The organism is Chloroflexota bacterium, assembly GCA_018648225.1.
Lineage (GTDB): Bacteria > Chloroflexota > Anaerolineae > Anaerolineales > UBA11858 > NIOZ-UU35.
In genome coordinates this window covers 1-24,561 of sequence record JABGRQ010000067.1, presented here as the reverse complement: position 1 = coordinate 24,561, position 24,561 = coordinate 1, and the positions used below count along the sequence as shown (strand labels likewise).

Here is a 24,561-nt window from a genome sequence, read left to right as displayed (position 1 = left end):
ATGCCTGAGATCAATATCCGCCCCGCGATTGCGACAGACATTGAGACGTTGTCCGCACTGGAACATAGTTATTCCAGCGACCATGTCTGGCAGATGAATTTTCGCAGTGAAGGCCATACGGTTGAGATCACTTTTCGTGAAGCGCGTTTACCCCGCTCGGTGCAGGTGCAATACCCCAATAATCCGCAGAGATTGCTCACCGATTGGCCTCTGCTGGACGGACTATTGGTTGCCGAATTGGATAGTCAACCGGTTGGCTATATCAGCCTGACATTGAACTCGCTACTCGGCGCGGTTCGCATTACCGATCTAGCTGTCGCTCGGCGATTGCGGCGGCAGAAAATTGGTAGCTCGCTAATACTGGCCGGACAAGATTGGGCCATGTACCACGAAATGCAGCGCCTGCTGCTGGAAGTCCAGCCTAAGAATTACCCGGCGATCCAGATGGCAAAAAAACTGGGTTTTGAGCTTTGCGGGTACAATGATCATTACTTTGCCAATCATGATATTGCTTTATTCTTCTCAAAATGGATGAAATAAAAGCCAATTCACAGCTATGCCTTCCCTGATCGGTAGTCTACAAACCCTCAATCAACTGCTCACAGCGGGGATCGCCATTACAGCTTTTTCATTGCTGTTATATGCCCTCTCTTTCAATCTGCGCGACCGCGTAGCACGTTCGGTTGCGATCATCTTCTTTAGCGTCGTGGTTGTATTTGTGGGGGAATCGATTGCCAGCGTCGTTCAGGAACCTAGTTTACTTAATATCTGGGTGCGGGTGCAATGGGTGGGCGCAATTTTCTTGCCGCCCAGCTATCTGCATTTTTCAGACGCACTCCTGGCAACCACAGGCCGCCCATCGCGCGGGCGGCGGCGGCTCTTGGTACGCCTCACTTACCTGATTTCAGCCGCTTTCCTTTTGGCATTACCCTCCTCCGAGTGGATGGGCACGGTCATCACCACCGAAGCAACTAACTCGCTGGCTGCCACTCCGCTGAACTGGGGATTTTTCGCCTATTACACCGTTAGCATGATCTGGGCATGGATCAATTTTGGCCGCGCCTATCGTCGCACGATCACGCGCACCAGCCAGCGGCGCATGAGCTATCTGATCGCCGGAGCCACCGCTCCCGCGTTGAGCGCGTTTCCCTTTTTAACCTATACCACCACAATCGCCAGCGCGCACTCGCTGCTTTTCTGGTTCACTGCCGATCTGGTTAATATCATCACCTCCGTACTCATCGTGCTAATGGCCTACGCGGTGGCCTTTTTTGGCGTCTCCTGGCCCGACCGCGTGGTCAAACGGCGTCTCTTTAAATGGGTTATGCGCGGGCCAGTAACTGCATCCACCGTCTTGGCCGTCACCACCCTGGTGCGCCGCGCGGGAGAATCGTTCGGGGCTGTCTACTCAACCGCGGTGCCCATCGCTATGGTCGGCACGCTCTTGCTGATGCAATACACCATCACCATGCTGGCCCCCATCTGGGAGCGCGTACTCTTCTACGGCAACGCCGAAAACAGCCTGCGATTGGTACAAACGCTCGAAGAACGCTTGCTCACTTCTGGCGACCTGGGGCAATTTTTAGAAACCATCCTCACTGCAGTATGCGATCACTTGCAAATTAAAAATGCCTTCGTGGTCGTTCTGGTGCCACCCGGCTCGGAGATGATTATTACCGTCGGCGCAGTAAAACAACTTCAAAAAGAAATTCTCACGGAAGAATTAGTGGAAGTCGTCACACGCGGCAATGACGAAAATGAAGACAGCTCCGCCAATTTGCGGCTGTTCACGTGGGGGGACTTTTGGCTGGTTCCGTTGTTTGGAGATCAACCTGCCCTCGAGGGAGAAAAACTCCCGCTGCTGGGTTTAATGGGTGCAGAACGTACTGCTCAACAATCCCTCGACGAAGAGCAACACGCCGCCTTAAACACACTCAGCGACCGTGCCGCGCTGGCTCTGATCGACCGCGTGAAACAACAGCAGGTTTTCAATTCACTCGAAACCCTCACCCCTCAGGTAGACTGGATACAACGCCTGCGCGCGACTTCACGCTACGACAGCAGCGACTTGTTGGCAACACCCGATGAAGATCTGAAAGATGCCAATATTTCCCGCTGGGTGAAAGATGCCCTCAGCCATTACTGGGGCGGCCCGAAACTCTCAAAAAGTCCATTACTGCGCTTGCAGGTTGTACAGCAGGCCATCAGCGAACACGACGGCTCGGTCAACGCGCTCCGGGCAATCTTACGCCAGGGAATTGAACAAGTCAAACCCGAAGGCCAGAGACATTTCACCACCGAATGGATTTTGTATAATATTCTGGAGATGAAATTTATGGAGGGCCGCAGAGTGCGCGATGTTGCCACCCGTCTGGCAATGTCGGAGGCCGATCTTTATCGCAAACAACGCGTGGCCGTAGAAGAAGTTGCTCAAGCAATTATTGAGATGGAACAAGAAGTCCGTTCCGGGAATCGTCAAGAGAAATAGTGGTAAACTTCACAACATAATGGAGAAGCAAAATATCAATTTTTACAGGCAAAGGAAACCATGTTAGAAAAAGAAATCACCCTCTCTACTGCTGAAACTCCTCCCGACGAAGCCTGGTGGGCCGCGATCCTCATAGACGCGGAGGCGCAGGATCGGTTGGAAACCATCCCCGAGGAGGCCGTCGCCCCTCCATTGGATGATGACACCCCAATTGACTGGAAATGGGCTGAGGCGCTTTACAAAAACGATGAAATTATCACGCTGATTGTCACCGGATATAATCGCGGGGGTTTGCTGGTGGAAGATGAACGTATTCAGGGTTTTGTGCCCATTTCACATATTATCGAAATCACCGAAGAAACCAACGAAGAACAGCGCAAAGAAATTTTAGTCGCTTACGTGGACCGTACATTAAAACTAAAAGTGATTGAATGTAGCCCCAAACGCGAGCGCGTGGTACTCTCGGAGCGCGCAGCTCTGGCCGCGCCAGGACGACGCATTGAATTGTTAAAAACGCTGCTCCCCGGGGCGCGCGTCTCGGGGCGCGTGACCACAATTACAAATTTTGGCGTCTTCATCGATTTGGGCGGTGTTGAAGGGTTGATCCATATCTCTGAACTCTCCTGGGGGCGTGTCAGCCATCCATCAGAAGTGCTCTCACCCGATCAGGATATTGAAGTCCATGTGCTCAACCTCGATCAGGAACGTTGCCGGGTGGCCTTGAGTCTCAAACGCCTACACCCCAACCCCTGGGCAGAAGCCTCCCAGCGTTACCAGCCCGGCGATATTGCCCAGGCGGTAATTACCAACATAGTGCCCTACGGGGCTTTCGCCCGCCTGAGCGAGGGGCTTGATGGCCTGATCCACGTCTCAGAGATGGGTGATAATGCCGGAAAACCTTCCGAGATTTTTAGCGAGGGCCAGAAGATACAGGTTTCAATCTTGCATATTGACACCGAACGCCAGCAGTTGGGTTTACGGTTGCACTCACTTTAATCTCACCACAAAAACACACCGTTCGTGCCGCGAGCACGTCGGTGCGAGATCGTTGAAATCCGTGTTTATCTGTGTCCAATTTGCTTTTTGTCCACACAAAACAGCATCAAGCCATAAAATATCTGCAAGTGAAAAAGGAGAAGTGATGTGAAAAATTGGGGGCTGATCGCCATAGGCGTTTTGTTCGGATTACTTGGAGCGGGAGCCGTGCTGATTGCCAGCAGCCCGCCACGCGGCATACCCATTGATCTTTTACCACCGCCCACACCTGTGCCAATACGAGTGCATATCAGCGGAGCGGTGGCTCAACCCGGGGTAGTAGCGCTGCCTCCTGAAAGCCGTGTGCAAGACGCGATTGCGGCAGCGGGCGGCTTCAGCGAAGACGCTCAGACCGAAAATTTAAATCTGGCCGCGCTGCTCGAAGATGGCAGCCAGGTAATTGTGCCGATCGTTGCGAGTGCAAATAACACCCCAGCAGTGGCAGAATCCAGCCCGATAATCGCCGATCCACCTCAGGGGGAGTCCGTTGCGCAAATCGTCAATATCAACACTGCTTCCCAGGCTGAACTGGAAACCCTGCCCGGCGTTGGCCCTGTGACCGCCGAAAAAATTATTGCCTATCGCCAGGAAAACGGGGCTTTTTCCATCATCGAAGAAATTCAAAATGTCTCAGGGATTGGGCCAGCAACATTTGAGAAAATGAAGCCACTTATCACCGTAGACCCCTAGAGTTTGCAGAATGACATCTTTTCGTAAATTGCGTAACCAAATTATGCAGACGCTCCCGTTGGGCTTCGCGGGGGTTTCGCTTTTGGTATTGCTGCTATCGCCATTCATGGCTTTTCGCTGGATGCAACAGCCATTTTTGGGCTTGTTTCTGGAGCCACATGGCGTGGTCAGTCAATTGGCGCGCGAGAATTGGGCCGCGAAAAAGAACGGGGTGCAAAATTACGATCAGCTTATCACCGTAAACGACAAATCCATTACCAATAACACCGATTTACGAGCAGCGCTGGCGAATGCGGGAGCTACTGTTTCGTTAGGCCTCACAAATCAGCAGGGGCAGCCCTATCAGGTGCGCGTCGAGCCGCGGCCTTTTACCCGCGCAGAATTGGTGGTCTGGTTCGGAATTCCGTATATTGTGGGGATGGCATTCTGGTTCATTGGTATTTGGGCATACCGCCTTAGCAGCGATAAACGCTCGTCGCTGGCATTTTTAGCGTTCACATCTTCAGCCAGCACGATCACAGCGGCGTATTTCGATATGAACACCACCCAGGCGCTGGTGCTGCTATGGGCCTTGAGCCTGCCCGTGGCCGGAGGCGCGTTGCTGCATCTGGCAATGGATTTCCCTAAAAAGATGAGCTTTGTAGAACGCTATCCGGGCTTGCAATGGCTGCCCTGGCTGCTGACGGTTGCGCTGGCAATTCCCGTGGGGCGCGAAATTCTGGCGCCCTCGCATCCCTGGGGCTATATTAACACCTGGCTGTGGAGCTATGCCGCCATCAGCCTGGGAATTCTGGTTTTTCTGGGCGCGTTGGTCTACCGCGTGGCACGCAGCCACTCGGCCATGATTCGCCAGCAAAGCCGCATTATTGTGTTTGGCTCGGCGCTGGCTTTTGGCCCAATTATGGTCACATTTTTGCTGCCATCTGCGTTTGGACAGTTGGTGCGTTTTCAGGTCAATATTGCCTTTCCGGCGCTGATCGCTTTCCCGCTTTCTGTAGCCTATGCGTTGGTGCGCTACCGCCTGCTGGATGTAGACCGCATTATGGGCGCCACGCTCACCTATGTGCTGACAGCTACCGGCGCGGTGGGAGTCTTTTACCTGCTCATCACGCTAATTTCATTTTTGGTCCCTGCAGAAATCACGCCCAACGATCCGGTGCTCGTGGCGCTCTATCTGCTTGTTTTGGTGGTCGGCCTCAACCCGTTACGCAGGCTGATGCAGCGCGCCATTGACCGTTTGTTCTACCGCACGCGCGCCGACTATCGCCGCGTACTCTCCCATCTCTCGCGGCATCTTAGCGTTTCGCCAGAAATGGCACATACGCTGACTATGTTGGAACAAGAACTTCACGCCGCGCTGGCCCCAGAAAAGGTGCAGATTTATTTGTATGATGATAACGATGCGGTGTACCGTCCGCAAAGCCCGGATGAAGTGCGCGCCGCGGCGCTGCCCGTCGAACACCCCCTGGTGGAAATTCTGAATCAGGGCCAGGGTGGTATCTGGTTCCCGCCGGGACGCTCACTCCCCGAGGCTTTGTCCAACGAAACTGCGACCCTCGAAAATATCGGGGGCCGCGTTTTCACACCCTTGCACTATGAAGGCCAAATGATCGGCTTTCTGGCTCTAGGGGCGCGGCGCTCCGGCGAACCCTACACCAGCGACGATCTTGAATTTCTCGAAGCCGTCGCCGGGCAATCCTCCCTGGCGCTGGAAAATGTGCGCCTGTTCGCCAACCTGCAAGATACCCTTAACCAAACACTGGAAATGAAAAACCTGATGGATAATATTTTTGCATCCATGTCATCGGGCGTAATCACTACCGACCTGAAACGCAAAATCACGCTCTTCAATCAGGCCGCGGTAAAGATTTTGGGTATCCCTGTCGAACAGGCAGTTGGGCGCACCCTAGGCGAAGCCCTGCCCGACCTGGGACCGCACTTCTTGCTAATGGCCGCTTCCACGCTGAGCGATGACTCGGCAATTGTGGGCGAAGAATTCAACCCGGTGATGTTGGACCGCGGGCCGTTATTCTTACGCCTCTCCAGTACCCCATTGCGTGATGCGCAACAAAATACCAAAGGGGCCACCATCGTGATTGACGACCTCACCAAACAGCGCACGCTGGAGGCCGAACAAGAGCGCATCCGGCAGACCTTTGGGCGCGTGGTCGCCCCGCGCGTGCGTGACCGCCTGCTGGCTGATCCCAGCAATCTGCGCCTGGATGGCATCCGCCAGCCGCTGACAGTGCTCTTTGCCGATATCCATAATTTCACGCCCTTCAGTGAGCGCACAAGACCCGAAATGCTCTTCGGCGTGCTGAATGCGTATCTTTCTGTGGCCGCCCAGGCCGTTCTCACGGAGGAAGGCACGCTGGATAAATTCATGGGCGATGCGGTGATGGCTTTTTGGAATGCCCCCGATCCCCAGCAAGATCATGTGCTGCGCGCTGCCCGCGCCGCGTTGGCAATGGATGAGGCTATCCGCAAACTGCGTGCTGAAATCACGCAGTCACACCAGTTGTATTTCAGCATCGGCATCAACACCGGCGAAGCCATGGTCGGCAATGTCGGCACCAGCGATCTGTTCAACTACACCGTTATCGGCGACACAGTCAACTACACCCAACGCCTGGAGTCGATTGCTGAGCCAGGGCAAATCCTGCTCTCCGAGATGGCCTACTGGACCATTGCCAGACAAGTGATCGCCGACCAATTACCTCCGATCAAAGTTAAAGGCAAGGCGGAACCAGCCGTGGTTTACGCCTTACGCGGGTTAAAGTAATTTCAGCAAATTGCAAAAATGGGGGCGGTACGCAACTTGCAGAAAGAATCTGCGTATATGGGGGTGACAATAATTTAACAATCAGGAGAAATTTAAATGTCTGAAACCTATAAAACCCTTTATCGCTCACAAGATGATCGCATGGTCGCCGGTGTTTGCGCCGGATTAGGCGAATACTTCAATATTGACCCCACTTTGATGCGCCTGATCTTTGTTTTTGGCAGCCTGATTACTGGCAGCGCCTTGTTCTGGGCTTATATCGTCATGATGCTCGTCGTCCCCGAGGCTGTTCCCGCTTCGGAAGCTGTGGTCAGCGCTCCCGTTGAAGATGTGGAGTAATCGCAAAAAGGAGGGTTGAGTGCGAAGCACTCAACCCTCCTTTTTGCGGCAATTTCTGGCGTAGGGGTATTTACTTGCCAATGGGGGCAAAACGGGCATTGGTCAATTTTGCCAGCTCTTTGACCGGCAGGCGGATATTCAACCCGCGCTGCCCGCCGGAAACATGGATTTCATTGAAATTTTTCGCCGTGCTATCAATCACCACTTGAAAACCACGATTCATTAACGCCAACGGGGAAATTCCCCCAGCCTGCAAGCCGGTGAGTTCTTCGGCTTCTTGCTGGGTGGTCAGCCTTATTTTTTTCTCACCCAATGATTTCGCCAGCAATTTCAAATCCACTTCGGTGTTGCCAGGAATGACAGCCAAAATAGGTTTGCCGCGCTCCAGCCGGGCAGCCACGATCGTTTTAAAGACAATCTCCAGATTCACATCCAATATTTCGGCCGTTTTCAGCGCGCCCAGTTTTTCTTCAGGCAATTCAAATATTGTGTAGCCAATTTTACGCTGATCAAGCAAGCGGGTAACATTATTCTTGGGCATAGTTCTCAAGGGGGTTCAGATGGATAGCAATCGTACAAACGTCGCCGCCCATCAGCACACTTTCCATTACTTCAACTTCGACAGGCCGCTGCAAGATTTCCTGCCAAATGCCCTGGTAGAATCCGGCGCCACAATAACAATAAGTTGGGGGTAGATTTTCGTTGATGCTAAGGGCTGTGCGCACGCGCGGGCAGTGGCAATACAATTGGCGCTTTTTTTCGGGGTCGTTCTCGGCGAGATATTCCTTCAGGTTGCCACTTTTCGGGATCTTTGTCGCGAGAATTGTATCCCCCCGATGAACTCCGGCCAACCCCCAGCCGCGCGCCGTAATCGCCGCGATTTCTCCTTTATCCAGATTCAATTCTTGCCGCAAAAATATCTCGAACTTCGCTTGTAGCATCGCCAGCGCTTCATCCACATTTTGGGAAGCAGCATAGGCCGCCTTGATTTCTTGCAGGCCATCTGGCGGATAATGGCAAGCGCAGGCGGTCATAATTACGCGGCAAGCACCTTCATCGACCCGCGCTTCCATACGTTGCATAGCCTGACGAGACCAGGCAACCACCTCGGCGCGCGGGCTTTGGTCAGAAAGAGTTTCACCACTCTGCAACACCGCTATGCGGACATCTTCACCAGCAATCTCATCCAGAGCGCGCTCAAATTTGCCCTGCCAATAGCGTTCAAAATCAAATTCTGTGGTCATAGAACATTAAATCCATTTCAGGACAACACCAAAAACAAGAATTTCAACCAGCACCATCCCGTAAATCACGCCCACCGTGATGATTTTCTTCTTAAGCGTATCCATATCGTGTACCCAATATGAAACCAGGAAAAAGTGGAAATAGCCAAACAGGAAGATCAACCAGGGAGACGAAGCACTCCACCAGGGATAATCCCAGGTCAGTGCGCCAATCTGATTGAGCAGCACTTCCACAAACACGCAGAAAGCCGCGTTAACAATCGCCATAAAGAGTCGATTGGGGATGCCCAAAATTTTGGTGCGTTTATCGGGAAGCAACATTTTTCCAAAGGCGATTCCGGCAACGGCGAACATAAAACTGATCTCGATATTCAACCCGACAAAAATAAGATACGCAGTCTGACCGGGCGCTCCCCAAACGGGCGCGTGGCCGTTGAAGTGAAAGAACAGCGAATTCCAGATTTCGTTGAACCAGTCCATGCCCCAGAAGGCCAGCCCGGCAAAGACCAGATTCCAGTTGCGGCGCTCAATCTCCACCGCGTAAGCATAAACTACAAAGGCAAACAGGGTGATGACATACCATTGGTACTGGCTTCCATCGCGTAAAATACTCAAGGCTTGTGCAGCAGCTTCAGTTGGCATTTGGCTCTCCTCATTTTTGGGCTATTTTTGTGTCCAAACATGCATTCCAAATCTCTTGTGGAAAAACAACACTGCTCGTTCCAGGCAAGTTGGGAACGCCGACGCCAGTATTCAGGTTGATGCCGTGCCGAATATAAGCTTTATAAGCCAGTTGGCTGCAATAAAAACTCTCATCGGTTTCAGAATCGAGAAAGTTGAGATTATAACGCTTGCGCCCCTGAGCCTGTTCCAGGCAATAGGCCGCAACGGATTCTCGGATGTAGATTTCTTCATCATCAGATAAACCTCGCCCGGCCAGCGGATAGGCTACCCCATAGAACTGATCCAAAAAGCGCCCGCGATGCTTGCTCATTTTCCCTGAGAGCCAGCCTCCCTCATCAATTTCAAAAGCGATCACGCCCCGTCCCCCCGATTCGATGCAACGCCCGCCGGGGCCAATATAGATGGCAATATGATCCACCGGGCCGGGCATCAACCGCCCCAGCAAACGCCAAAACTCCCCGGCCTGGATTTCAAGCTCAATATCGGTCGTGCCAATGATGTCACCGGTTTGTATGGGGATTCCATCGATCTGATAAGAATAAACCATCAGGCCAGTTCTGCAATACACTCAATCTCGACCAATGCATCGAGTGGATTTTGTCGCACCGCAATCGTGGTGCGCGCCGGGCGATGTTCGCCGAACATTTCAGCATATACTGCGTTCATGCCCTGAAAATCAGCCATATCTTTAAGAAAGACGGTAGTTTTGACAATATGCTGAAGTGAAAGCCCCAGCCCTTTGAGTACCGTATCCAGATTCGTCAACGCCTGCCGCGTCTGCGCGCCAATTTCATCGCCTACGAGTTGCATTGTCGCGGGGTCCAGAGGCGTCTGCCCGGAGCAAAAGATTAGATTGCCGGATTGCATGGCGTGACAGTAAGGGCCAATCGCGGCGGGTGCGCCGTCTACAAATTTTGTTTGCATACATTTCTCCTAAAGATTCCACCGGAATAGTAGAGACATCGTGACTACTCAGCCTCGAACAGAAAGAGGCCGATTTTTTTGCGAAGGCGTTAGCCTGAACAGTTAAGAATCATCAATCTAATTATATTTCATCATCTGCCTTGTTGTGCCCAGCACACGCCAGGTAAACCACAAAAACAGCACCAGACTAGCCAAGGCAGTTATGATGAGACAAGCAAAAACATAGATCATCGGCCAGGAGCGTTCCAGAACGCCCAACAAGCCAACTCCGCTAATAATTGCAACCGCCACGAACACGCCAACCAGAAAAATACCTATTGCCAAGAACATAATCAGCGCAACCGCTTCCCAGCCGAGGCGTGCCTTTTTGCGCCCTTCCCAGGTGCGGTCTTCGCGAGTTGGCCGAGACTTATCAGGATGATGCTCCCATTCCGCACCATACTCAGGAACGGAAATAATTTGGCGGGCGGCTTCTTCGCTAATCATACCGTTTTCAAGCGCTTTCTCGACTTCATGACGCGTTTTAAATTGCCAGCGCAAACGATCCCGCGAATTCAATGTAGCTTTCCAGCGCAAAAACGATAGCGCAACCAGCACCAGGAAAATAAGCACAATGATGCCAAGTCCAGATACGCAAATTCTAATTTCACTCATTACCGTTTGCCTCCCATAACCACGCTGCTCCTGCATCCAAGTATAGTAAAGGTTGCGGGCAAAAGCAACCCGCTAAATAAAAAAAGCGACCTGTTTCCAGATCGCTTTATTATTGGATGAAACGCGCCCCCAACGGGCGCAGCGGGACTCGCTCTAGGCTGATCCTGCGCCCAGGCCGGTATCTACCTTCAACAGCCCCAAACGAAAGAGCACATAATCCCAGGTATTCCCGAGGAGATTCCCCACCCGTATCACGCGCAGCACCAAGTGGATTGCTTCGGCCCGCTCTATCCCATAAACCTGCTCAAGCTGTGCCAAAGCCTGCGCTGCGGGCTGGGCATTGCTCTCGGCCCAATGTTGGGCATAAACGATTGCGGGGAGTTCATCGGCGGGCGAATCTGCCGGAACCTGGCCCTCCAGCAGGGTGCGCAGTTCCTCCGCGGGGATGCCTGCTTTGGCAGCCTCTTTAGCATGGAAATAACTGCAATAACGACAGCCATTCACCTGCGTGACTGTCATCATCAGGCGCTCCCGAAAAGCAAACGAAACCAAACCGCCGCGCATCGTCGCGCGCATCAACGGGCGGCGCGCCATGATATAGCGAAGATCGGCCATAAATTCGCCCCATCCTTGATATAAATGCTTTCCAAACACACTATTCACCATTCTACGTTCCATAGTCACCACACAAGCTCGAACCAAAGGGGGCCGAAAAAAGGGTGTGCATGGGGTGCGTAGCACCCCATGCACACCCTTTTTTCGGAATTCTCTCTTATTGATCACTCATAGCGCAACGCTTCGACGGGTTCAAGGCTTGCAGCGCGATTAGCCGGATATAGGCCAAAGAACACACCCACCGCTGCCGAGAAGAGCGTCGCCAGCAGCACCGCGTCCATGCCAATCACCGGGTCAATATTGGCATCACTGGCTGCAGCAATCTGCCCAACGATGAAGGAGATCAGCCAGCCCAGGCCAATACCAATCAGGCCGCCGAACAAACTCAGCAACGCCGACTCGGTGAGAAACTGCACAAGAATATCCATTTTGCGCGCGCCCATTGCCTTGCGCAAACCGATCTCACGGGTGCGCTCCACAACGGATACCAGCATGATATTCATAATCCCGATGCCGCCCACCAACAACGAGATGCCCGCGATGCCGCCCAAAAAGATGGTCAGAATACCGGTGATCGAGGAGGCTACATCAAGGAAATCTTGCTGCGAGAAGATTGTAAAATCATCCTGAGCGATTTCGGTGCGATGGCGCATGCGCAAAATTTGGGAAATCTCATCCACCGCGTCCGGCACCGCCTCCGCGCTGACCGCCCCGACGAAAATCACATCTACACGGTCGCTGGTTGAGCGGCGGATCAGGCGCGCTTGCGCCGTGGTCAGGGGCACAATCATCTGATCGTCCTCGCTGCCGAAAGAGCCGCCGCCTTTTTCTTCGAGTACGCCAATCACCCGGAAAGGTTGGCCTTCGATACGCACGGTCTCACCGACCACGCCCGATTTACGCCCAAAGAGCTTATCAGCCACATCTACGCCCAAAATCACCACAGCAGAACGGCCCAGCATGTGCGTCTCGGAGATAAATTCGCCTTCAGTGACGCGGTAATTGCGCACAACTTCATAATCCGGTGTGACGCCATTGAGTGTGGTCACCTGACTCTCACCCGAAAAGCTCACTTCCGCATTGCCTTGCAAAATGGGGGCAACTCCGGCTACAGAGGGCGCTGCAAAAGGATCGGCGATGGCTTCGGCATCACCCAGAGTCAGCGGTTCGGGGTTGCGCACATCTTCAGCGCCACCGCGGAACACGAAGAGCAAGTTGGTGCCAATGCCCTGAATTTCGCCGGTGATTGAGTTCTGCGCACCGGCGCCAATTGCCAGCATGGCGATCACCGCGCCTACACCGATCACAATGCCCAAAATCGTCAGGCCGGAACGCAGCTTATTGGAGGTAAGACTCTCCAGGGCTTCAACAAAAGATTGCCAAAAGTTCATATTTTCTCCACCACGCCATCACGTATCTGAATCACGCGCTCAGTTAGCGCCGCAATTTCAGGATCGTGAGTGACGATAATCAGGGTGGTGCCGCGCTCCTTGTTCAAGTTCAGCAACAACTCCATGATCTGCTCGCCCGATTTGCTATCCAGATTCCCGGTGGGTTCGTCGGCCATCACAATGGACGGGTTGTTGACAATCGCCCGCGCAATTGCCACACGCTGCTGCTGGCCGCCAGAGAGTTCGTTGGGGCGGTGAGTGATGCGGTCGGCGAGACCTACCAGCTCGAGGGATTCGCGCGCCCGTTGGCGGCGATTGCTGCGATCCCGCGCGTAACGCAGGGGCAGTTCCACATTGGCCAGAGCTGTTGCCCTGGGGAGCAGGTTAAAACTCTGAAAAACAAATCCCACCTTCCGGTTTCGGATGTCGGCCAGTTGATCGTCATCCAACTGCGCGACGCTCTCGCTATCCAGATGATAATCGCCAGCCGTCGGACGATCCAAGCAGCCGAGAATATTCATTAGCGTCGATTTGCCCGAACCCGAAGGCCCCATGATCGAGACGACTTCGCCGCGCCCAATTTTCAACGAAAGCCCGCGCAAAGCATGTACTTCGACATCGCCCATCGTATAAACTTTGGTAACCTGATTGGCTTCAACTACCCAATTATTAGTCATCATGCTCGCCTCTTTAGTGCGGCCGCATCCCTGGAGGGCCACCAGGCCCTCCAAAAGTAGAGCCACTTTCGGTAAGTTCGCGCGGCGGATTGATAATAATTTCATCGCCAACTTTTAGATCACCGGCAACAATTTCGCTGTACATATCGGAAGATGAACCCAGTGTGATAACAATTTTATCGATGCTGCCATCATTGCGTAGTACATAGACCACGCGCTCGCCCTCCACCACCCGCACGGAACGATTGGGGATCAGCAAGGTCTCTTCGAGTTGGCGAATAACGATATTGACCGCCGAAGTCATACCGGGGCGAATATCTTCATCGATATTTTGCAATTCCACAGTTACAGTAAAATTGACCACGCCCTGCACTTCGGTGCCTACCAGAGCCACTTCAACCACATCGCCGAAATACTCTTTCGCCAGCACAGCATCAAAATTCATTGTTACCTGCTGCCCCACGGCAATCTTGTTAATATCCACTTCGGAGACATCCAGATCAACCAATAATCGCGAATAATCATCCACACGGAAAGCCAGCGTACCAGGATCAACCAGATCGCCGAGTTTGCTCTCCACGCGGGTTATAACGCCATCAAAGGGGGCGACAATATGCGCCATGTCAATCGTCGCCTGCGCCGCGGCAACACGCGCTTCGGCTGCGGCAATATCATCGGCGGGCGGGCCGTTTATAAGCCGTTCCCACTCGCGTTGTGCGTCGGCCAACTGCGCTTCAAGCAAGGCCATATCGGCCGCGGTGGGGCCATCTTTTACCCGCTCATATTCGCGCTGCGCTTCGGTTAGCTGCGCTTGGGCAACCGCCAAATTAGCCTGCGCTTCGGCAATATCAATCTCGCTGCCAATGCTAGATAGCGCGTTATATTTCCGCGCCGCGGCATCATAGTTTTGCTGTGCAGCAGACAGCGCGCTCTGACGATTGGCGCGCTCCAAATCATCTTCGGGGCGGCCAGCATAAGGCGCAAAATCTTCCTGGGCTTTTTCCAACCGGTCTTGCACCAGCACCAAATCGGCATGGGCCTCGTCAATGTCGGCCTGGCTGGCCGTATTTTGCACATTGCTCAAGGCACGTTCAGCATTTTCAACCGCCTGATCGGCGTCGGCAATCGCTTGCAAAGCCTGGGCTTGCTGCAACTCGGGGTTGAGCAAATCTTCCAGGGCTTGCTCGGCATCTTCTACCGCTTGCAAAGCCTGAGAACGCTGCACATCAGAATACATCAAATCATCCAACGCCCGCTGCGCGCTGACCAAATCCGCCTGCGCCAGAATTACACTCTGCGAGAGCGAAGTCTGCTCCAGCGCGGCCAATTCGGTATCCACCGTAACCGCGTCGCCGACTTTCACAGCCACACTATCAACCGTGCCCGATGTTTTCCAGGCCAATAGCGCGCTCTGATTCGAGCGCACCTGCCCTGTCGCCCCGATTGAGGCAACCAGGGTGCCTTCTTCGAGCGGCATAGTCTCCAAACTCGCCAGCAGTTCTTGTTGTTGTTTATTCCGGCTATAGGTTTGCCAACCAATAACACCGCCAACCAAAACAGCCACGACTACAACGATAATTATGATTCGCTTCATTGTGATTTTGTACTCCTCCCCTCACCCTGACCTTCGCTATGCTACGGTCTGCCCCTCTCCCAGTGGGAGAGGGGTTGGGGTGAGGGCAATTACATCATTAAGGGTTTAACAACCATTCACTGGGGGGATTGAGAACAACCAGATCATTTTCTTTGAGATCACCGGCGACGATTTCACTATACGTCCCGGAACTTTGTCCAATTGTGATGGGAACGGGCTGCGCCCCAGGAATCGACGGGGCTGGGCCGGTGAGGTTCCCGGTATCTTCGAGGCTGGTATCGCCCCCAAACACATAAACCACGCGCTGACCGTCCAGCGTGCGCAATGCTGCATTCGGCACCAGCAGCGCATCGGCTACCCGGCTGACTTCAATTTTCGCTGTCGTGCTCATCCCCGGGCGCACAGCAGCATCCGGATCAACCACTTCAATTGTCACATCAAAACTTACCAGACCAGCCTCAATATTACCCACAGGGGAGATCGCCATCACCACACCGTGATATTCGGCTGCAAAAATGGCATCGAAGGTAAGCAAAACACTTTGCCCGATGACTGTGCGGTTGATATCCAACTCGGAGACCTGCACATCGACCAGCAGATGGGCGAGTTTGTCAATACGAAAGGCCAGCGTGCCATTATTGACCTGATCGCCGGGCCGAATCTCAACCTGTGTGATCACACCGTCGATGGGCGTTCGTAACTGGCTTTTGCCAATAATCGCCTGAGCCGCGGCAACGCGCGCTTCAGCCGCGGCAATATCATCGGCAGTGGGGCCATCTTTCACGCGCTCATATTCGCGCTGTGCGTCGGCAAGCTGCGCTTCGAGCACGGCAATTTCTCCGGGTGTAGCGCCATCTTTCACGCGTGCCCACTGGCGCTGAGCGTCAGCCAATTGCGCCTGGGCTGCCGCGAGAGCAGCTTCGGCGGTCGCCACATCACTCAGATCGGGCGGTAAATGCAATTCTTCGTAACGATATTGCAAGTTTAGCAGGCGCGCTTGCTGGCGCGCCAATTCGGCGCTGGCGCTGGCATAAGCCTGCTTATAGGCTATTAGACTCTCAAAGGGATGAAAAACCGCCCGCTGCAAGGTTTTTTCCAGATCCGCGACCTGATCTTCCAAATCTTTAATCATTTCTTGCGTCAGGAGAATATTGTCATAGACTTGCTGAATACTACTCTGGGAGGGCGGCGTCATGAGAATATCATATTGCAATTGGATACTCTCAAGTTGGCGCTCTGCGACAGCTATTATAGCCTGTGCCTGGGCCTGCACCATTGCAGGATTGTGTGCATCTTCAAGGGCATCTTCGGCATCCTGGATGACTTTCAGAGCCTGAGCTTGTTGCGTTTGCGTATTAAGCAGGTCGTCGAGGGCTTGCTGCGCTGCAATTAAATCGGCCTGTGCCAGAATAATATTCTGCGGCAGCGAGGTTTCATCCAGAACGGCCAGCACATCTCCCACCTTAACTTCATCGCCAACCTGCCGGAGAACTTCGGCAACTTCGCCCGCAATCGACCAGACGAGTTCAGCGCTCTGCTCCGAGCGCACCACGCCATCAGCTTCGATAGATGCGACCAGCTCGCCGCGGCTAATTGGCTCTGTCGTCAGGCTATCGAACAGCGTTGCTTGCTGGCGAAGGCCAGCCTGACGCAGCCAAAAAAAAACCGCCGCGACCAGCACAACCACACCAAGAATTATAAAAAGCCATTTACGGTTCAATCGATTTCTGATTCTTTCCATGAATTATCAAGTAATCGCTCTTCCATGGCGCTAATCGCCTGATCGAAGAGACTGAGAAAGGTCTCCTGCTCCCCTTCAGATAGTTGCGCCAAAAACAGGTGCATAACTTTGCTTTGGAATCTACGCAGGTGCTCCAACAAAGTCTCACTTTTCGGCGTGATATAGAGGGGCTTTGCGCGCCGATCTTCAGGGTGCTGCCTGCTTTCCAGCCAGCCATCGCGCATCAGGCGACGCACGCCCACGCTCACAGTGGGGGGTGTCACCCCCAGGCCATCGGCCAGTTCAAGCACACCACACCCCGGGGAGTTGGCTACCCAATCGAGCATGGCCACCAGCCCGGGGGGGAGTTCGCACTCCGGTGGTATGCGCATCAGCCGCAAAGAGCGCATACGTTTAATCAGCGTCCCCAGTTGCATGGCATGGGTTTTTGTTAAAGACATCAATCAGCACCTCAGAATAGTTAGTTAATCTAACTAATATGACTAGGGGATTATATATGCTTTCTTGCCCATGTCAAGAAGTTTCGTGAAATGCGACAAAAATTCTGACAATTTCTATTAATTCCAGGCTCCAATATCGCTCTGCGCAAATCGTCATACGGGTTAGTGACATCCGGAATAAGAATCAATGACATCTGGAACTGAAATCAAACTTCCTTACTCGTTATTATCCTTAACGCTCATACACATGCCCCGGAGGTTGATCTATGACTCAAGCTATTCCTAGCGAGTTTCTGGCGCTTGATCGCAAAGATCGTGCGCATAAGCCCTTTTACCATTTAAGTTTACGAAAACCCGAAGACCGCGTACTTGATTTTAATGACGTTGTCATTCCATTTGACGCAGAACGCGCCCAGATTGAGGCGTCGCGCTGTATCCACTGCCCCGACCCGGCCCCCTGTATGGTGGCCTGCCCCACACATAACGACATCCCTTCGGCGATGTGGTTGATCGAGAACGGCGAATTTATCAAAGCTGCCGAACTCTACCGAAAAACCAGCGCCCTGCCCGAAATTTGCTCTCGCGTATGCCCTCACGAACAACTTTGTGAGGGTTCGTGTGTATTAAATAAAGATCACCACCCCGTGCTAACAGGCATTCTGGAAGCTTTTGCGGTGGAATATGCCCGCGAACATGCGGGCGTCGTTTTGCCTGCCGGTGAGCCTACCGGGAAAAAAGTTGCCGTTATCGGCGCCGGACCCGCCGGGCTGGGATGCGCCGAGTATTTGGTTCAACAAGGATATGGCGTAACGATTTTTGAATCCAAACCAGCTTCTGGCGGATTGCTGACATATGGCATTCCCAATTTTAAAATTCCAAAAGAGATTGTTTTCGAACGCATCGAAGATTTTAAAAAAGCCGGAGTCGAATTCGTTTTCAATACATTTATTGGTAAAGACAAGACAATTGACGAACTCTTCGCAGAAGGCTACGATGCCGTCTTTATTGGCATCGGCAGCCAGATTGATGCCCCGCTCAAAGCCGAAGGCGCCGACCTACCGGGGGTTTATCTTGCTACGGAATTTCTCATCCGCGCGAATGTGAAAGAAGAATTGCTACCCGATGACTTGAAAGACTCGCTGGAAATTGGCGAAAAAGTCATCGTAGTAGGCGGCGGCGACACAGCCTCCGACGCGCTGCGCTCTGCACTGCGGATGGGCAGCAAAGAAGTTACCTGTATTTATCGCCGTACTGAAAATGAAATGCCCGGCAGTGCTAAAGATCGCACAATGGCAAGAGAGGAAGGCGCGGTTTACCAATTCCTCACTCAACCGATCAAATTCATTGCTGGCGAAGATGGGCATCTGGCCGCGGTAGAGTGTTTGCGCATGGAACTGGGCGAACCTGACGAATCAGGCCGCCGCCGCCCCGTGAATATTGAAGGCTCGAACTTCATTATCGAGGCCGATACTGCGGTGCTTGCGTTGGGTTACTGGCCTGATGAGATCATTGGCAAAACCACCCCCGATCTGGAAACCTATAACTGGGGTCTGGTCAAAATCGATTCCGAAACTGGCGCAACATCTCGCCCCGGCGTTTTCGCAGGCGGCGACGCTGCCACTGGCCCCGATCTGGTCGTCACAGCCATGGTTGGTGGGCGCAAAGCCGCCGAAGCCATCGATAAGTATCTTACTCACAAATAAAAACTATTCAGCCTAAACCACAAAAGCAATCCAATAGCAGTCGCGGTATAATTAAGCGTGTGCCCACCCTCGGGTGGCACACGTTTTTTTCGTTGATGCCGGATAGTTTCTAAGGATGTTTACTGTATGGATTATGGCACGATTCGTTCTGTAGATATTAACCAACAAATGCGCTCCGCCTATCTTGATTACGCCATGAGCGTGATCGTTGCCAGAGCGCTCCCCGATGCGCGCGACGGATTGAAGCCCGTTCACCGCCGCATTTTATATGCCATGTACGATATGGGCATCCGCGCTACAGGCTCTTATAAAAAATCGGCTCGTATTGTTGGTGAAGTGTTGGGTAAATATCACCCGCATGGCGACCAGGCTGTGTATGATTCAATGGCGCGTATGGCGCAAGATTTTTCTCTGCGCTATATGCTCGTTGATGGCCAAGGCAACTTTGGTTCCATTGATGGCGACTCCCCCGCAGCCATGCGTTATACCGAAGCCCGTATGGGCAAGCTGGCCGAAGAGTTGCTCACCGATATCGACAAAGATACGGTTGACTTCACAGACAATTTTGATGGCTCGTTGCAAGAACCCAGTGTTTTGCCCGCGCGCCTGCCCAATATGCTCCTCAACGGCGCTTCGGGGATTGCGGTCGGAATGGCAACCAATATTCCGCCACATAATATCAACGAGTTGGTTGCAGCCCTTACCTACGTAATTGACCACTACGAAGACTTCGATAATGTCACCATTGAAGATTTGCTCACCATCATGCCTGGCCCCGATTTCCCCACCGGCGGCACCATCGTCGGGGATGAGGGCATCCGGCAGGCCTATGGCACAGGGCGCGGCCGCATCATTTTACGCGGCAAAGCCATTATCGAAGAAATGAACGGCGGTAAACACCGCATCATCATTGGGGAAATTCCCTACCAACTCAACAAAACCACGCTAATCGAGCGCATTGCCACCCTGGCCCGCGAAGGCAAACTCGACGAAATTTCAGACCTTCGAGATGAATCCGACCGTAATGGGATGCGCATTGTCATCGAGCTAAAACGCACCGCCTACCCGCGCAAGGTATTGAATCAGCTTTATAAGTACACCCCACTTCAATCCACGTTTGGCGTGCAAATGCTGGCCCTCGTCAATGGCGAACCGCGCATGTTGCCGCTCAAACGGACGCTGCACATCTATATCGAACACCGCCTGGATGTGATCACGCGCCGCACGCAATTTGAACTCAATAAAGCCAAAGCCCGCGCGCACATTCTCGAAGGGCTGACCATTGCACTGGCAAATCTGGACGCGGTCATCCAAACCATTCGGGAATCCAAAGACGTGGAAACTGCCAAAGAACGCCTGATCACTCGCTTCAAACTCAGCGCATTGCAGGCACAGGCTATTCTGGATATGCAATTGCGCCGTCTGGCTGCGCTGGAACGCCAGAAAATTGAAGATGAGTACAAAGCCTTACAGGAACGCATTGCCCACCTGGAAGATTTACTGGCTCACCCCAAAAAGATGCTGCTGCTCATCAAGGAAGACCTGGCTGAAATCGGCCAAAAATATCGCGACGAGCGGCGCACAAATATCATCCCCGAAGCCAGCGGCGACCTGAGCATGGAAGATTTGGTGGGCGATGAAGCTGTGCTGGTGAGTATCACCGAACGCGGTTATGTCAAACGCGTCGATGCCATCACCTACCGCTCACAAAAACGCGGCGGGCGCGGCGTTATCGGCCACACCACCCGCGAGGAAGATGAAGTTGTGATGATGTTCCCGGCGCGCACACTGGAAACGATCTTATTCTTCTCGGACCGCGGCAAAGTCTATGCGGCAAAAACCTACGATATTCCCGACGCCGGACGTACCGCCAAAGGGATTTCGATGGTCAATGTACTTTCGATTGCCCCTGGCGAAACCATCACCGCCGCAGTCGCCGTGCCCGATTTTGAAGTTGCCAAATACTGCACCATGGTCACCCGCCTGGGCAAGATCAAACGCGTGGCGCTCTCCGAATTTGCTTCAGTACGACCATCCGGGCTTATTGCTATGGGCCTGGCCGACGACGACGAACTCGGCTGGGTGCGTCTGACCAACGGCAACGAAGAACTCATTATTATCACCACGCACGGACAAGCCTTGCGTTTCGCCGAAACCGAACTGCGCCCCATGGGACGCCCTGCACAGGGTGTAAATGGCATCAACCTGCGCGGTGAAGATCGCGTGATCGGCATGGAAGTGGTTGAGCCGGGTGGCGATCTATTGGTAGTTACAACCAAAGGTTATGGCAAACGCACCTCGCTCGATGAATACGCTCCCAAAGGGCGCGCAACGATGGGAAATTTGACCATCGACAAAAATGCGCTCTCCATAATCGGCCTGATCGCGGCCGCCCGCGTTGTGCAGCCCAATGAAGATCAACTCACCTTCATCTCGGCGAATGGCATTGTGATGCGCACCAATGCCGCGGCCATTTCGCAATTCACACGCGCCACGCGCGGTGTGCAAATTATGAATCTCGAGGCCGATGACACCGTCGTCTCCGTGGCGCGCTTCGCCGAAGCCGATCTACTTATGGCCGAGGCCGCGTAACAACTGCAAGCGCTGGAGTAAATAAAAAGAGTGTTGGCGATATGATGCCAACACTCTTTTTTTCTACCAAGCCTCCGGCCTTAGAAAACTGGTAGAGAAATTCTTTCCGTTACCAACAGGCAAAATGAACTCAAAATACACACAATCATCATCACCATCGCAGCGATAACAAAACGCTGCACCGGCGTCATCCCCAGGAAAATCGCTGGTACCGATTTTGGCTCTTCTGAGTCTACTATATCTTCTTCATCATCAAAAACCGAATCACCGATTTGTTCACGCAGGTCATCAAGCATAGCCAGCCTCCCAAAGAAAGAATTGCCGAAAAATAGGTGTGTATGGAGCGCTTCACGCTCCATACACACCTATTTTTCAATTTTTCTGTTCACGAGTCTAAAACAAGTGTAGCCTATTTTAGGGAACTGTCAACCGGGCGCAGATGGATTTCTCCTGCCCGAAGATTGGCCTGCTCCCCAGAGCGGAACTCAACCCGCAGGGAGCCATCCGGGTTCAGGTGGATGAGGCGGGCATCCAGCGCTTCCGCCTCCGAGGTGATGATCTGCACCCACTCGTCCCGAAAAGCCAGGTTCGCGCCCCAGGCGTGGAGAAAATCCGCGCTCATCAAGCGAGGATACCAATCCAGTAAATTCTGTAAAAGCGCGCTTAAAAATGCACCCCGTTCTGGCGCAGCGCCTAAAACCGTCTCCACGCTGGTTGCCGGGAAGGAATGAGCATGATGCCCGGCCCAATCTGCGGGGGGAATCGCCGCGGCGGCAATATTGACACCTATTCCCAGCACTACTGTCGAGAGTTGATCGCCCAGCCATTTCGATTCAGGCAGCACACCGGCCACCTTGCGCCGGTTGAGCAGAACATCGTTAGGCCACTTGATCTGCGCAGGAAGTTGATAGGTTTTCTGCAAGGTCTGGCAGACAGCCAGCGCGCCCAATCCGTTGAGCCGCGTAAGTTGATCGCGCAATTCAGGGTAATCGGGGCGTAGAATCAGGCCGAAGGCCAGCGCCGCGCCCGGCGGGGTGAACCAGCGCCGAGACCCGCGCCCGCGTCCAGCAGTTTGCTCATCGGCAACGACCAACGAACAATCCGCAGCGCCCTCACTGGCCCAGCGCGCGGCTTCATCATTCGTCGAGCCGATTGAGTCAACATAGCGAATGCCACCGAGGGGAAGATCGGCGAGAATAGTTTCGAGGGAGGTCTGGTTCATGGAACTGCGGGTTGAAGGTTACAGGTTGAAAGTTGAAGGTTAAGCGAACAAGCAGAATTTTCAACCTTCAACTTTCAATTTTCAACCGTTAATAAATCGGTAAACTCGGATCAACTTCCTCAGCCCAGGCGTTGATGCCGCCATCCAGATTTTTGATTTTTCGGAACCCGGCGCTGACGAGCACTTCGAGGGCGCGCACCGAACGCGTGCCAATTTTACAGAAAAGCACAATCTCTTCGGCGCTGTCGAGTTCGTGCATGCGTGCGGCTAACTGCCCCAGGGGAATCAAATTGGCATTGGGAAGCTGTGAAATCGCCAACTCGTGCGGCTCGCGCACATCAATCAGATGCAGTGCCTCACCGGCATCGAGGCGCGCTTTCAACTCGAGGGCCGAAATATCCCATTCGTCGCCCGCGGAACCGGCATCGTGGTCGTTGGCGGGCATACCGCAGAACTGCTCATAATCAATCAATTCGGTGACATCGGGGTTTTCGCCGCAGACCTTACATTTGGGATTTTTGCGCAGCCGCACGAAATCAAAACTCATATCGAGGGCGTTATAGAGCAGCAATTTGCCGCTGAGGGTTTCGCCGATGCCCAAAATTAGTTTGATGGCTTCTGTGGCCTGGATCGTGCCAATCGTGCCCGGCAAAATACCCAGCACGCCTCCCTCGGCGCAGGACGGAACCAGACCGGGGGGCGGCGGCTCCGGGAACAGGCAGCGATAGCACGGGCTATCATCATCGGCGTTGAAAACGCTGGCCTGCCCATCGAAACGGTAGATCGAACCGTAGACGTTGGGTTTGCCCGTCAGCACGCACAGATCGTTGGTCAGGTAGCGCGTGGGGAAGTTATCGGTGCCGTCAATGATGAGGTCGTACGGCTCAGCAATGCGGAAGGCATTCTCCGAGGTAAACATCTCGTTATAGACATCCACCTGAATATCGGGGTTGATGTCCAGCATCCGGGCGCGCGCCGATTCGACTTTGAGTTTACCCAACGTGGCTTCGCCGTGAATCACCTGGCGCTGCAAATTGGAAAAATCAACTACATCATAATCGACCAGGCCAATACGCCCGATCCCCGCGGCGGCCAGATATAAAGCCACGGGCGAACCCAACCCGCCGGTGCCAATCACCAGCACCGCGGCGGCTTTGAGCTTCTCCTGGCCTTCCAGCCCGACCTCAGGGATCAGCAGGTGGCGCGAGTAGCGAAAAATTTCGTCGTGTGAAAGTTTCATAATCGGTTGAAGTTGCAAGTTAAAAGTTGAAGGTTGTTTGTTAAAAAAATACTTGTACCCTTCAATTTTTAACCTTTAACGATTATTCCCGCCCGCGATGGAGGGTATGATTCGCAATATATCATCTTCTTTAAGTTCGGTCTCGACACCTTGCAAATGGCGCACATCTTCTTCGCCCAGGAACAGATTCACAAAGGGGCGCAGGGTTCCGGCATCGGAAAAGAGATGTTTTTGCAGCGAGGGGTGCTGGGTAACCAGATCGTTCAAAGCTTCGGCCACATTCTGGCCTTGTACATCAATTGCGCTTTGTCCGTCTGCATAGGGACGCAGGGGGGTGGGGAGTCGTAATACGGGCATGTTTGCTCCTTTGATGTTACGGGTTACAGGTTACAAGTTGAAGGTTGGCTTTTGCAAAAAACTTTCAACCTTCAATTTTCAACCGATAATAAAATTCGGCTCTTTGGGAACTCAGGGGGTTGACAGCAAATATGGGGTCACGAAAGGAA

The 24,561-nt window shown here is 53.3% G+C and carries 24 protein-coding genes; 8 read left to right on the top strand and 16 right to left on the bottom strand.

Annotated elements, in window-relative coordinates; genetic code table 11:
• The 6 genes from HN413_04960 to HN413_04935 all read left to right on the top strand — a co-directional run bounded on the left by HN413_04960 (nt 1) and on the right by HN413_04935 (nt 7,334).
• The gene (locus HN413_04960; GenBank protein MBT3389741.1) at nt 1-540 is read left to right on the top strand and encodes a GNAT family N-acetyltransferase; all 540 of its coding nucleotides are present in this window, start codon (nt 1-3) and stop codon (nt 538-540) included.
• 16 nt (nt 541-556) lie between these two features.
• Nucleotides 557-2,488: a hypothetical protein gene (locus HN413_04955; GenBank protein ID MBT3389740.1), complete on the top strand. Its 1,932-nt coding sequence runs from the start codon at nt 557-559 to the stop codon at nt 2,486-2,488.
• A gap of 60 nt (nt 2,489-2,548) precedes the next feature.
• Nucleotides 2,549-3,484 carry a S1 RNA-binding domain-containing protein gene (locus HN413_04950; GenBank protein MBT3389739.1) on the top strand — a complete coding sequence of 312 codons (936 nt, stop codon included), beginning with the start codon at nt 2,549-2,551 and terminating at the stop codon, nt 3,482-3,484.
• Nucleotides 3,485-3,631: 147 nt separating this feature from the next.
• Nucleotides 3,632-4,213, top strand: coding sequence for a competence protein ComE (locus HN413_04945; GenBank protein ID MBT3389738.1), 582 nt, complete (start codon nt 3,632-3,634; stop codon nt 4,211-4,213).
• Nucleotides 4,214-4,223: 10 nt separating this feature from the next.
• Complete coding sequence (locus HN413_04940; GenBank protein MBT3389737.1) at nt 4,224-6,995, top strand: PAS domain-containing protein; 2,772 nt, start codon at nt 4,224-4,226, stop codon at nt 6,993-6,995.
• 96 nt (nt 6,996-7,091) lie between these two features.
• Nucleotides 7,092-7,334 carry a PspC domain-containing protein gene (locus tag HN413_04935; protein ID MBT3389736.1) on the top strand — a complete coding sequence of 81 codons (243 nt, stop codon included), beginning with the start codon at nt 7,092-7,094 and terminating at the stop codon, nt 7,332-7,334.
• 70 nt (nt 7,335-7,404) lie between these two features.
• On the opposite strand, the gene HN413_04930 is transcribed toward HN413_04935, so the two are convergent.
• The 12 genes from HN413_04930 to HN413_04875 all read right to left on the bottom strand — a co-directional run bounded on the left by HN413_04930 (nt 7,405) and on the right by HN413_04875 (nt 17,298).
• The gene (locus tag HN413_04930) at nt 7,405-7,875 is read right to left on the bottom strand and encodes an aminoacyl-tRNA deacylase (GenBank protein MBT3389735.1); all 471 of its coding nucleotides are present in this window, start codon (nt 7,873-7,875) and stop codon (nt 7,405-7,407) included.
• Nucleotides 7,862-8,578, bottom strand: a complete 717-nt coding sequence (locus HN413_04925) for a hypothetical protein (GenBank protein MBT3389734.1) — start codon at nt 8,576-8,578, stop codon at nt 7,862-7,864. Before HN413_04925 ends, HN413_04930 begins: the two co-directional genes overlap by 14 nt.
• Before the next feature lie 6 nt (nt 8,579-8,584).
• A complete protein-coding gene (locus tag HN413_04920; protein ID MBT3389733.1) occupies nt 8,585-9,220 on the bottom strand; it encodes a hypothetical protein in 636 nt (211 codons plus the stop codon).
• A 10-nt stretch (nt 9,221-9,230) separates the two neighbouring features.
• Nucleotides 9,231-9,809: a hypothetical protein gene (locus HN413_04915; protein ID MBT3389732.1), complete on the bottom strand. Its 579-nt coding sequence runs from the start codon at nt 9,807-9,809 to the stop codon at nt 9,231-9,233.
• Nucleotides 9,809-10,186 (bottom strand): hypothetical protein, encoded by a 378-nt coding sequence (locus HN413_04910; protein ID MBT3389731.1) that lies wholly within the window; start codon nt 10,184-10,186, stop codon nt 9,809-9,811. The genes HN413_04915 and HN413_04910 overlap by 1 nt, the downstream gene beginning before the upstream one ends.
• A gap of 117 nt (nt 10,187-10,303) precedes the next feature.
• Nucleotides 10,304-10,840, bottom strand: a complete 537-nt coding sequence (locus HN413_04905; protein MBT3389730.1) for a hypothetical protein — start codon at nt 10,838-10,840, stop codon at nt 10,304-10,306.
• Nucleotides 10,841-10,993: 153 nt separating this feature from the next.
• Nucleotides 10,994-11,455, bottom strand: coding sequence for a carboxymuconolactone decarboxylase family protein (locus HN413_04900; protein ID MBT3389729.1), 462 nt, complete (start codon nt 11,453-11,455; stop codon nt 10,994-10,996).
• A gap of 164 nt (nt 11,456-11,619) precedes the next feature.
• A complete protein-coding gene (locus HN413_04895) occupies nt 11,620-12,846 on the bottom strand; it encodes an FtsX-like permease family protein (GenBank protein MBT3389728.1) in 1,227 nt (408 codons plus the stop codon).
• Nucleotides 12,843-13,523 (bottom strand): ABC transporter ATP-binding protein, encoded by a 681-nt coding sequence (locus HN413_04890; protein ID MBT3389727.1) that lies wholly within the window; start codon nt 13,521-13,523, stop codon nt 12,843-12,845. The genes HN413_04895 and HN413_04890 overlap by 4 nt, the downstream gene beginning before the upstream one ends.
• A 13-nt stretch (nt 13,524-13,536) precedes the next feature.
• On the bottom strand, nt 13,537-15,117 hold the full coding sequence (locus HN413_04885; protein ID MBT3389726.1) for an efflux RND transporter periplasmic adaptor subunit: 1,581 nt from the start codon (nt 15,115-15,117) through the stop codon (nt 13,537-13,539).
• 97 nt (nt 15,118-15,214) lie between these two features.
• Nucleotides 15,215-16,837: an efflux RND transporter periplasmic adaptor subunit gene (locus HN413_04880; protein MBT3389725.1), complete on the bottom strand. Its 1,623-nt coding sequence runs from the start codon at nt 16,835-16,837 to the stop codon at nt 15,215-15,217.
• The gene (locus HN413_04875; GenBank protein MBT3389724.1) at nt 16,834-17,298 is read right to left on the bottom strand and encodes a winged helix-turn-helix transcriptional regulator; all 465 of its coding nucleotides are present in this window, start codon (nt 17,296-17,298) and stop codon (nt 16,834-16,836) included. The genes HN413_04880 and HN413_04875 overlap by 4 nt, the downstream gene beginning before the upstream one ends.
• A 266-nt stretch (nt 17,299-17,564) precedes the next feature.
• Here HN413_04875 and HN413_04870 point away from each other — a divergent pair, with 266 nt between their 5' ends.
• The gene (locus HN413_04870; protein MBT3389723.1) at nt 17,565-19,001 is read left to right on the top strand and encodes an NAD(P)-dependent oxidoreductase; all 1,437 of its coding nucleotides are present in this window, start codon (nt 17,565-17,567) and stop codon (nt 18,999-19,001) included.
• A 126-nt stretch (nt 19,002-19,127) separates the two neighbouring features.
• Nucleotides 19,128-21,593, top strand: coding sequence for a DNA gyrase subunit A (gyrA, locus tag HN413_04865; GenBank protein MBT3389722.1), 2,466 nt, complete (start codon nt 19,128-19,130; stop codon nt 21,591-21,593).
• An 80-nt stretch (nt 21,594-21,673) separates the two neighbouring features.
• Here gyrA and HN413_04860 read toward each other — a convergent pair whose 3' ends face one another.
• The 4 genes from HN413_04860 to HN413_04845 all read right to left on the bottom strand — a co-directional run bounded on the left by HN413_04860 (nt 21,674) and on the right by HN413_04845 (nt 24,412).
• Complete coding sequence (locus HN413_04860) at nt 21,674-21,889, bottom strand: hypothetical protein (protein ID MBT3389721.1); 216 nt, start codon at nt 21,887-21,889, stop codon at nt 21,674-21,676.
• A 113-nt stretch (nt 21,890-22,002) separates the two neighbouring features.
• Complete coding sequence (locus HN413_04855) at nt 22,003-22,815, bottom strand: biotin--[acetyl-CoA-carboxylase] ligase (protein ID MBT3389720.1); 813 nt, start codon at nt 22,813-22,815, stop codon at nt 22,003-22,005.
• Nucleotides 22,816-22,903: 88 nt separating this feature from the next.
• Nucleotides 22,904-24,055: a molybdopterin-synthase adenylyltransferase MoeB gene (moeB, locus tag HN413_04850; protein MBT3389719.1), complete on the bottom strand. Its 1,152-nt coding sequence runs from the start codon at nt 24,053-24,055 to the stop codon at nt 22,904-22,906.
• A 75-nt stretch (nt 24,056-24,130) separates the two neighbouring features.
• Nucleotides 24,131-24,412, bottom strand: coding sequence for a molybdopterin synthase sulfur carrier subunit (locus HN413_04845; protein MBT3389718.1), 282 nt, complete (start codon nt 24,410-24,412; stop codon nt 24,131-24,133).
• Nucleotides 24,413-24,561: the final 149 nt, after the last annotated feature.

Bases quoted from the DNA above. Each gene is read 5' to 3' on its own strand.
- HN413_04960 (MBT3389741.1), top strand. From the start codon at position 1: ATGCCTGAGATCAATATCCGCCCCGCGATTGCGACAGACATTGAGACG.
- HN413_04955 (MBT3389740.1), top strand. From the start codon at position 557: ATGCCTTCCCTGATCGGTAGTCTACAAACCCTCAATCAACTGCTCACA.
- HN413_04950 (MBT3389739.1), top strand. From the start codon at position 2,549: ATGTTAGAAAAAGAAATCACCCTCTCTACTGCTGAAACTCCTCCCGAC.
- HN413_04940 (MBT3389737.1), top strand. From the start codon at position 4,224: ATGACATCTTTTCGTAAATTGCGTAACCAAATTATGCAGACGCTCCCG.
- HN413_04935 (MBT3389736.1), top strand. From the start codon at position 7,092: ATGTCTGAAACCTATAAAACCCTTTATCGCTCACAAGATGATCGCATG.
- HN413_04930 (MBT3389735.1), bottom strand. From the start codon at position 7,875: ATGCCCAAGAATAATGTTACCCGCTTGCTTGATCAGCGTAAAATTGGC.
- HN413_04925 (MBT3389734.1), bottom strand. From the start codon at position 8,578: ATGACCACAGAATTTGATTTTGAACGCTATTGGCAGGGCAAATTTGAG.
- HN413_04920 (MBT3389733.1), bottom strand. From the start codon at position 9,220: ATGCCAACTGAAGCTGCTGCACAAGCCTTGAGTATTTTACGCGATGGA.
- HN413_04915 (MBT3389732.1), bottom strand. From the start codon at position 9,809: ATGGTTTATTCTTATCAGATCGATGGAATCCCCATACAAACCGGTGAC.
- HN413_04910 (MBT3389731.1), bottom strand. From the start codon at position 10,186: ATGCAAACAAAATTTGTAGACGGCGCACCCGCCGCGATTGGCCCTTAC.
- HN413_04905 (MBT3389730.1), bottom strand. From the start codon at position 10,840: ATGAGTGAAATTAGAATTTGCGTATCTGGACTTGGCATCATTGTGCTT.
- HN413_04900 (MBT3389729.1), bottom strand. From the start codon at position 11,455: ATGGCCGATCTTCGCTATATCATGGCGCGCCGCCCGTTGATGCGCGCG.
- HN413_04895 (MBT3389728.1), bottom strand. From the start codon at position 12,846: ATGAACTTTTGGCAATCTTTTGTTGAAGCCCTGGAGAGTCTTACCTCC.
- HN413_04890 (MBT3389727.1), bottom strand. From the start codon at position 13,523: ATGACTAATAATTGGGTAGTTGAAGCCAATCAGGTTACCAAAGTTTAT.
- HN413_04885 (MBT3389726.1), bottom strand. From the start codon at position 15,117: ATGAAGCGAATCATAATTATCGTTGTAGTCGTGGCTGTTTTGGTTGGC.
- HN413_04875 (MBT3389724.1), bottom strand. From the start codon at position 17,298: ATGTCTTTAACAAAAACCCATGCCATGCAACTGGGGACGCTGATTAAA.
- HN413_04870 (MBT3389723.1), top strand. From the start codon at position 17,565: ATGACTCAAGCTATTCCTAGCGAGTTTCTGGCGCTTGATCGCAAAGAT.
- gyrA (MBT3389722.1), top strand. From the start codon at position 19,128: ATGGATTATGGCACGATTCGTTCTGTAGATATTAACCAACAAATGCGC.
- HN413_04860 (MBT3389721.1), bottom strand. From the start codon at position 21,889: ATGCTTGATGACCTGCGTGAACAAATCGGTGATTCGGTTTTTGATGAT.
- HN413_04855 (MBT3389720.1), bottom strand. From the start codon at position 22,815: ATGAACCAGACCTCCCTCGAAACTATTCTCGCCGATCTTCCCCTCGGT.
- moeB (MBT3389719.1), bottom strand. From the start codon at position 24,055: ATGAAACTTTCACACGACGAAATTTTTCGCTACTCGCGCCACCTGCTG.
- HN413_04845 (MBT3389718.1), bottom strand. From the start codon at position 24,412: ATGCCCGTATTACGACTCCCCACCCCCCTGCGTCCCTATGCAGACGGA.